Source organism: Mycobacterium sp. (assembly GCF_025965855.1).
Classification (GTDB): Bacteria; Actinomycetota; Actinomycetes; order Mycobacteriales; family Mycobacteriaceae; genus Mycobacterium.
This window is the reverse complement of the sequence record NZ_JAOPWB010000356.1, coordinates 1-8,771: the sequence shown is the minus strand read 5'-3', so window position 1 is coordinate 8,771 and position 8,771 is coordinate 1. Positions and strand designations below refer to the sequence as shown.

The window sequence follows — 8,771 nt, the reverse complement described above, 5'->3', positions numbered from 1 at the left end:
GGGAGGTGACCCTTCGGTGCGCGCTCTGGCCGCTCGGATCGCCGAGCTGGCCGCCGGGAACCCGTTCTTCGCCGAAGAAATGGTGCGCGATCTGGCTCAGCGCGGCGTGCTCGACGGCGATCATGGCTCCTACCTCTGCCGTGATGACGCCGCCGACATCAGTGTGCCGGTCACTCTGCAGGCCACCATCGCCGCCCGGGTGGACCGCCTCGGTAGGCCGGCCAAGCAGTTCCTGTATGCGGCTGCGGTGATCGGTGCGCGGTTCAGGGCTGACCTGGTGGCCGCCTTACTGGATGACATCGAAGTAGGGGAGGCGATCGCCGAGTTGCTCCACGTGGAGCTGATCGATCAGGTGATGTTCACCCCGCGGGCCCAGTACGCGTTTCGGCACCCGTTGATCCGAACGGTGGCCTACGAAGCACAGCTGAAGGCCGGGCGCACCGAGTTGCACCGGCGCTTGGCCGTCGCGATCGAAGAACATGATCCTGGGGCGGCCGACGAGAACGCCGCTCTGATCGCGGAAAACTTGGAGGCTGCCGGGGATCTGCGGGCGGCGTTCGACTGGCATATGCGCGCCGGCGCCTGGTCGGCTTTCCGCGACATTCGCGCGGCCCGCACCAATTGGCAGCGGGCTCGCCAGGTCGCCGACCGGCTACCGGCCGACGCCCCAGATCGGGCGTCGTTGCAGATCGCCCCCCGCAACCTGCTATGCGGCACGCTCTGGCGGGCCGGTGGCAGCATCGCCGACACTGGTTTCGACGAACTGCGGGATCTGTGTACAGCGGCTGACGACAAAGTGTCGCTGGCGATCGGCATGACCGGGTTCATCATGGCGTTGACCTTTCATAACCGCTTCCGCGAGGCGGCGAAAGTGGCTTCGGAGCAGAGCGGGCTGCTCGAATCGATCGGAGATCCGACGCTGACCGTGGCTCTGCTGTTCGCGGCGATCTACGCCAAATGCCAGGCGGGCGAGATGATCGAGTCGCTGCGATTGTCGGATCGACTCATCGACTTGGCCGACGGCGACCCCACCAAGGGCAACTTGATCTTCGGTTCACCGCTGAGCACGGCGATCGCGATGCGGGGCCACGTCAAGATGTGCCTGGGAATCCGAGGCTGGCTAGACGACGCCGCCACGTCCATCGCGATGGCCGCTCCTCTCGACTCGACGAGTTACGTTTTCGCCCTCCTCTGGAAATACGTGGCCTCCATTCCATTCGGGGCGATGCCGCCCGATGCGACCGCGATGCGCGAGACCGCCGAGGCGCTACGCATCGCCGAAAGTTCCAGCGACGACTTCATGTTGTATATGGGCCGACTCAGCCGAGGCCTCGTTCTGGTCAATCGCGACGGGCCGAAACGCGAGGCGGGCCTCGACCTGTTCACACAAGCCCGCGATGCGGCCTTGAAGGCACATTTTTCCCTGAGTGCGCTGACGATCGTCGACCCCGAGTTCGCGATGGAGAAGGCGGGCGCCGGTGATCTCGATGGCGGCATCGAAACGGCGCGGGCAGTCGTGGACGGCGCGTACGAAAGCGGTGACATGATTTGGCGCGGAAGGGCTACCAACGTTCTGGTGGAACTGCTAATCCGACGCGGATCCGTTGCTGACCAAGACGAAGCGCAGGCGGCGATCGAGCGACTGGCCGCCGTGCCCACAGATCCCGGCTTCGTGCTGCACGAACTTCCGCTGCTGCGTTCGCGCGCGCTGCTCGCGCTCGCGCGCGGCGATCAAAACAGCTGTCGAAACTTCTTGGAACTCCACCGCGTCAAGGCAGCAGCCGCCGGCTTCGACGCTCTCATAGCCGCTGCAGACGCGACTGTCGTTGCGCCCCCAACTATCAGCCAACGATGAACGTCCGACTTCGACTCAGGAGTTTCGCCATGCCAGAACTAGGTGAGCGCGCGGTCGTTCTTGGCGCGAGCATGGGCGGGCTGCTTGCCGCGAGGGTCCTGGCTGATTTCTTTGGGACCGTCACTGTGGTCGAGCGGGATGTGTTGCCGGACGATCCCGCTATCCGACGAGGGGTACCGCAGGGTCGGCATGTCCATGTTCTGCTGGCGCGCGGTGCGCAGATCTTGGATGAGCTCTTCCCCGGGTTTCTCAATGAGCTGGTAGCCGACGGTGCTCCCATTTGGGACGACGGGGAGCTGTCCAAGCTTCACTTGTCTTTCGGCGGCCACGAGATGCTCCGGTCGGGCAAGATTGCACTTGAGCCTAAGGCACTGGCGGTGTACATGCCGAGCAGGCCGTTTCTGGAATGCCATGTCCGGCGGCGCCTACAGGCCATTAGGAACGTGACGATTCTGGGCGGCCATGACGTAGCCGAGCTGAAGTCGACGGCGGATCGGAATCGCGTCACCGGAGTGCGGGTGGTCAACCGCGACGGCGGTGCCGAACGGGAGTTGATGGCCGATGTAGTCATGGACGCGATGGGCCGCGGTGCCCAAACGCCAGCTTTTCTGGAGAGCCTCGGGTACGGCCGACCGGCCGAGGACCACATCGTCATGCATACGACCTACGTAAGCCAACTGCTGCGGATCCCCCAGGGCACGCTGAAGGAGATGCTGGTCGACATCGGCCCCGCGCCGGACCGGCCAACCGGGATGTTTCTGGCCGGCTATGAGAACGACACGTGGATGTTCACGGTCTTCGGGATGGTGGGGCACGAGCCGCCGCGCGACCCGGCCGGCATGCTGTCATTCGCCCAGGAGTACTGCCCCGCTCACCTGCTCGCGGCGGTGCGGGCCGCCGAACCAATCGGCGAGGTGGCACATCACCGCATGCCGTCCAGCCAGTGGCGACGCTACGACAAGATGCCCCGACTCCCCGACGGTCTGCTGGTCTGCGGCGACGCGATCTGCAGCTTCAACCCCATCTACGGGCACGGAATGACGGTGGCCGCGCTGGACGCTGCCGCGCTGCGGGACTGTCTGCGTTACGGCGGCGCCGACCTGCCCCGGCGATACTTCCGCGCCTCGGCGAAACCGATTGGCGTGGCTTGGCAGATGGTAGCGGCCTCTGACCTGGCCTTCCCGGGGGTGGCAGGGCGACGGTCGAGGTCGATGCGCGTTACCACCCGCTTTGTGGACTGGGCGCTGACCGCCTGTGAGTCCGACCCCGTTGTCGCCGTCGGCTTCTTCAAAGTCAACGGCCTGATCGACCCCCCGATTCGCCTGCTCCACCCCGCGTTTGTTTACCGGGTGGCGGTCGAAAACCTGCGCCGCCGGCGAGGCGATAGGCAACCTCGGCAAGCCGAAGTGACTGGCCGAGCCGATAGCCGTAAGACGTGACCTGGCAACTGTCGAGATAATCCGCAAATCGAACTGAGAGTTCACGGCCCGCCGTGACGATTGCCTTATGGGCCCGCTAAACGGCCCTGCCCCGCCTATGCGCCGTGCCGGGATGTCGACCATGACTATTGTTCTGATACAAGGCAACCCGGAGGCTGAAGCTATATGGGTCGAGCTGGTCTAGCCATCGGGCACGACTGTGGCCGCGGCCACGCCGTTAATGCGATGATGCATCGACCGGCTTCGCAAGATGCCATACCAAAGCCCGTCGAGGGCAGACGCGTACGTCGAAGCCCACCAGGCCCTTGAACAGCTCGATCGGCCATCCGACGTTGCCTGCTGCAGCGCGTAGTCCGGATTTCCGCGCCGTCGGCCGTGGTGCGAAACACCCGCATGCATTAGCTTTTCTTGGGGACCATTTTGGGACCACACGTCATGCGCGATGGCGAACGACCTGCGTCTCTGCACGTCATGCACGGCCACGTCGCTCCCGAGCGCTGACCGTGACCAGCGGAAACGTGTTACCGCTACTTTCTTGGGGGTCAAGTGGTCGCAGGTTCAAATCCTGTCAGCCCGACCATTGTCAGCCCGACCATTGTCAGCCCGACCATGAAAAGGCACGCGCATGGCGCCGCGAAGGTGCACAAACTCGAGCGCGTCAAGCTGCGTATCAACGCTTCGCCACCGCCAGACAGCAGGCGGCTGCGCGTCAACGTAGCCGAACCAAGAACTATGGCTACGAGCGCGAATTATGAACGAGCAGTGGATACCGTCGTTCCGCCGCACTTGTGTTTCACAAGTTGTCGTTGGCGAAGCAGCGACGGTCCAGGGGAGTGTCTGAGTTCGCGGATGGCTCAGCTCGGGATGTAAAGCCCGGATCATCTCGGTGTAGGTTAGTGTGGCTAAGGTTACCTCTAAGCTAATTAGTTGAGTAACCTTTGCCCCTGGTTAGGAAAGCGCCCATGACGACCTCCGAGCGAAGGGTAGAGTCGCTAGTTCCTAAGGTTCCCCCAAGCACCGAGGAAAAACTCGGCCCACAGCGCGCCAAGAAGAAGGGGCTGCTGGGCCGTTTCTGGCTAATGCTCACGATCGTGGCTGTGGTCGCGCTGTCCGGGTTCGTCGTGCACCGGCTGCACGATATCTTCGGCGTCCACAGCGGTTCGTTCGGCGGCGGCACCTCGGGCGAGGTCCTCGACCAGTTCAACGCCAAGACCATCACGCTCGAGGTCTGGGGCTCACCGGGCAGCACGGCAACCATCAACTACCTCGACGAAAACTCCCATCCGCAGCAGGCCCTCAACGTCCCCTTGCCCTGGAGCAAAGTATTGAGTTCAACGAAACCCGGCATCCCGGCAAACCTGGTGGCGCAAGGAGACGGCAGTTGGATCGCCTGCCAATTCGTCGTGAACAACCACGACGGGCACGGTGACGTGATCAAGGGTGCTAATCAATCGCCCGCCAACGAAAACGTCAATGCCTTCGTCTACTGCCTGGACAAGTCCGCATGAGCGAGACCACCGAGGCTGCGCGGCGCGTTGATCAGCCACTGATCCCGCCGTTCCTGCCGCGGATGATCCATCGCCTTGCGCTGCCGATCGTCCTGATCTGGCTGGGCATCGTCTTCGTCACCAACACCGTGTCGCCGCAGTTGGAGGTCGTCTCCAAGAACCACTCGGTGTCGCAGAGTCCCACGGACGCGGTGTCGTTCCAGTCGATGATGCGCGTCGGGTCAACGTTCAAAGAGTTCAATACCGACAGCTCGGCAATGATCCTGCTGGAGGGCGACAAACCGCTGGGGGCGGAGGCCCACCGCTATTACGACGAGATCGTCAAGCGACTCGAGCAAGACAAGAAACACGTTCAGCACATCCAGGACTTCTGGAGTGATCCCCTGACGGCCGCGGGCTCCCAGAGCCACGACCAAAAGGCCGCGTACGTCCAAGTCTACCTCGCCGGCAACATGGGCGGTGGGTTGTCCTCCGAGTCCAGCGAGGCCGTCCGCAAGATCGTGGACTCGGTGCCGGCGCCGCCGGGGGTCAAGGCCTACGTCACCGGGGCGGCTCCGTTGTTTGCCGACCAGTCCCGTGCGGGTCAGAAAGGCGTCGCGACAGTCACTCTGGTCACCCTCCTCGTGATTGTGGTGATGCTGCTGGTCGTCTACCGCTCGATAAGCACCGTTCTGATCATGCTGACGATGGTCTTCATCGAGTTGGCCGCGGCCCGCGGTGTCGTCGCGACGCTCGGAAACTACAACATCATGGGGCTCTCCACGTTCGCCAATAACATGCTCGTGCTGATGGCGATCGCCGCCGGAACGGACTACGCGATCTTTGTGGTCGGCCGATATCACGAGGCCCGCGGTCTGGGCGAGACGCGTGAAGAAGCGTTCTACACGATGTTCCACAGCACGGCCCATGTCGTGCTGGGGTCGGGGCTGACCATCGCCGGCGCGATGTACTGCCTGAGCTTCTGCCGGTTGCCCTATTTTGAGTCACTCGGTGTGCCCTGCGCCGTCGGCATGCTGGTCGCGGTCCTCGCGGCCTTGACTCTGGCACCGGCGGTCCTGACCGTGGCATCGTTCTTCAAGCTGCTCGACCCGAAGCGAAAGCTGCAGACCCGGGGCTGGCGGCGCATCGGCACCGCCATCGTCCGCTGGCCCGCACCGGTTCTCGCGGTGACCATCGCCGCCGCATTAGTCGGCCTCCTCGCTCTGCCCGGCTACAAGACGGACTACGACACCCGCCACTTCCTGCCGCAAGACACTCCGGCCAATGTCGGTTATGCGGCTGCCGACCGACACTTCAACCAGGCTCGGCTCAATCCCGAGCTATTGATGATCGAGACCGATCATGACCTGCGTAACCCGGCCGACTTCATCGTCCTGGACAAGGTCGCCAAGGCGGTCTTCCACATCCCCGGTATCGGCCGGGTGCAGACCATCACCCGGCCGTTGGGCACGCCGCTCGACCACAGCACCCTCGGTTTTCAGATGGGTGCACAGGCCGCAGGGCGGCTCCAGACCCAGCACTATCAGGAAGAGCAGGCGAAAAACCTGCTGAACCAGGCGGACGAGCTCAAGAAAACGATGGCAACGCTGCATGAGCAGATGCAGGTCACCCAGGATCTGAGCAACACGACACACGAAACCACCAAGCTCACCAAAGAAACGGTGAAGATCACCGAGGCGTTGCGCGACGACATCGCCAACTTCGACGACTTCCTCCGGCCGATCCGTAGCTACTTCTACTGGGAGAAGCACTGTTACGACATCCCGGCCTGCTGGGCCATCCGGTCGGTCTTCAACGCGCTCGACGGCATCGACCAGGTGGCCGAGAACATCGAGAACCTCAGCGCGAATCTCGACAAGCTGGATCAGATCCAGCCGAAGCTGGTGGCACTGATACCGCCGCAGATTGAGAGCCAGCAGCACAACCTCGACACCATCATGTCGAACTACGCGACCACAGAGGGTCTCAACGACCAGGCGAAAGCGCAGGCCGACAACGCCACCGCGCAGGGCGATGCCTTCGACAAAGCGAAGAACGACGACACGTTCTACCTTCCGCCGGAAGCATTCAAGAGCCCGGATTTCGCGCGGGGTCTCAAACAGTTCATATCGCCGGACGGGCACGCTGTCCGGTTGATCATCTCGCATGAAGGCGACCCGGCGACTCCTGAAGGCGTCAGCCACATCGAGCCGATCAAGCAGGCCGTGCACGAGGCGATCAAGGGCACGCCCTGGGAGGGCGCCAACGTCTACCTCGGCGGTACCGCCGCGACGTACAAGGACATGCACGACGGCTCCGACATCGACCTGTTGATCGCCGGAATTTCTGCGGCCACACTGATTTTTGTCATCATGTTGGTGATCACCCGAAGCGTCGTTGCGGCCTTCGTGATCGTCGGTACGGTGTTGCTGTCGCTGGGCGCCTCGTTCGGACTCTCCGTGCTCCTATGGCAGTACATCCTGGGCATCAAGTTGCACTGGATGGTGCTGGCGATGGCGATCATCCTGCTGCTGGCGGTCGGCTCGGACTACAACCTGCTGCTGATCTCGCGGTTCAAGGAGGAAATCCACGCCGGGCTCAAGACGGGGACGATCCGCGCGATGGCCGGTTCGGGCTCGGTGGTGACCGCCGCCGGTCTGGTGTTCGCCGCCACCATGGCCACGTTCATGTTCAGCCCGCTGCGGGTGATGGCCCAGGTGGGTACGACGATCGCGCTGGGTCTGTTGTTCGACACCTTGATCGTGCGGTCGTTCATGACCCCGTCGCTGGCCACCTTGCTCGGGCGCTGGTTCTGGTGGCCGCAGCACGTGCGTCCACGGCCGGCCAGCACCATGCTGCGGCCGTACGGACCGCGTACCGCCGTGCGCGAGCTGATCCTCAACGACGTTGACGAACACCCACCGGGCGGACTGGTCAAAAAGCGCTAAAGTGCGGGCATCGGCCCCGGCGGGTGCCTGGGGGTGACAGCTGCCGGTCGTACGAGTCGTGTGGACGGCACCCGCGCCGGGTCTGCTTCTCACGGCCACCACTACCACCGATCACGACGCGGTCCATGCGGCTGTGGCCGTGCTACCCATCGGCGCCTTCGAGCAGCATGGCCCATCCCTTCCGTTGGTCACCGACACTTTAATCGCAATCGCTATCGCCGAGGCAATCAACCAGCGCCACAAGGTGTTTCAGCTTCCTGCGATAACCTTTGGATGCTCGCACGAACACTCGTCGTTTCCCGGAAATGTCAGCCTCAGCCCAGCCACCGTGGCCGCTGTTAGAACCGACATCCGTACGTCGCTCGCACAGCAAGGTATTAGCGCCCTGATCGTCGTGAACGGTCACGGCGGCAACTATGTGCTGAGCAACGTGGTGCAGCAGGCCAATGCAGACCGCGCGATGCGCGTCGGGCTGTATCCAAGCCGCGCGGACTGGACGGAAGCGCGCCGTGCTGCCGGCATCAGCAGTAGCAACCACGACGACATGCATGCTGGCGAGCTCCGAAACGTCTGTCCTGCTCGCCGCCCACTCGAGCTATGTGCGTGACGGGTGGCAGGGCCATGACCACATCGCCTCTGATCGCCGCTATCTCACCACCTTGGGGATCGGTGCATATACGACGGGTGGTGTGATCGGGTATCCATCGCGAGCCACCGCAGCAAAAGGCCATGCGGTCCTAGATTATCTAGGCCAAGCCGCCTACGCGCTCATCACGCTGCTCATCAGCCAGTCGACCTGAGCAAACCCACACGTGGCGGCTACCGTCCGCTGACGCTCCCGTTCGCCGCCACGCAGAACTCGAGATCGCCGTGGCAGCGAGCCGCACGACGCCGCGAGCAGCATGTTGTGAGGAGTTTCTTTACTGCTATTAAAGACCTACCGGCGTTTCCGCGGCTTGGCGCTGCGGGTGCGTCGGTAGGGTCCGCGTCCGGACCGGTGTGGTCTGACTCGTTTCTTTACCGGCCACGAGCGTTGTGGTGT

The 8,771-nt window shown here is 63.3% G+C and carries 4 protein-coding genes and 2 pseudogenes; 5 read left to right on the top strand and 1 reads right to left on the bottom strand.

Going from position 1 to position 8,771, the window contains the following annotated elements:
* Nucleotides 1-1,855, top strand: a pseudogene (locus JWP83_RS30735) (cyclase); the annotation flags it as partial.
* Nucleotides 1,856-1,893: 38 nt separating this feature from the next.
* Here the strand turns inward: JWP83_RS30735 and JWP83_RS30730 are convergent.
* Nucleotides 1,894-2,166, bottom strand: coding sequence for a hypothetical protein (locus JWP83_RS30730; RefSeq protein ID WP_297739267.1), 273 nt, complete (start codon nucleotides 2,164-2,166; stop codon nucleotides 1,894-1,896).
* Between the two features lie 132 nt (nucleotides 2,167-2,298).
* Between JWP83_RS30730 and JWP83_RS30725 the strand changes: the two genes are divergently transcribed.
* The 4 genes and pseudogenes from JWP83_RS30725 (at nucleotide 2,299) to JWP83_RS30710 (ending at nucleotide 8,529) form a co-directional block, all read left to right on the top strand.
* On the top strand, nucleotides 2,299-3,294 hold the full coding sequence (locus tag JWP83_RS30725) for a hypothetical protein (RefSeq protein ID WP_297739265.1): 996 nt from the start codon (nucleotides 2,299-2,301) through the stop codon (nucleotides 3,292-3,294).
* A 962-nt stretch (nucleotides 3,295-4,256) separates the two neighbouring features.
* The gene (locus tag JWP83_RS30720) at nucleotides 4,257-4,802 is read left to right on the top strand and encodes an MmpS family transport accessory protein (protein ID WP_297739262.1); all 546 of its coding nucleotides are present in this window, start codon (nucleotides 4,257-4,259) and stop codon (nucleotides 4,800-4,802) included.
* Nucleotides 4,799-7,729, top strand: a complete 2,931-nt coding sequence (locus tag JWP83_RS30715; protein WP_297739259.1) for an RND family transporter — start codon at nucleotides 4,799-4,801, stop codon at nucleotides 7,727-7,729. The genes JWP83_RS30720 and JWP83_RS30715 overlap by 4 nt, the downstream gene beginning before the upstream one ends.
* A gap of 82 nt (nucleotides 7,730-7,811) precedes the next feature.
* A pseudogene (locus JWP83_RS30710) lies at nucleotides 7,812-8,529 on the top strand (creatininase family protein).
* The last annotated feature ends 242 nt before the right edge of the window (nucleotides 8,530-8,771 follow it).

Bases quoted from the DNA above. Each gene is read 5' to 3' on its own strand.
- JWP83_RS30715 (WP_297739259.1), top strand. From the start codon at position 4,799: ATGAGCGAGACCACCGAGGCTGCGCGGCGCGTTGATCAGCCACTGATC.
- JWP83_RS30720 (WP_297739262.1), top strand. From the start codon at position 4,257: ATGACGACCTCCGAGCGAAGGGTAGAGTCGCTAGTTCCTAAGGTTCCC.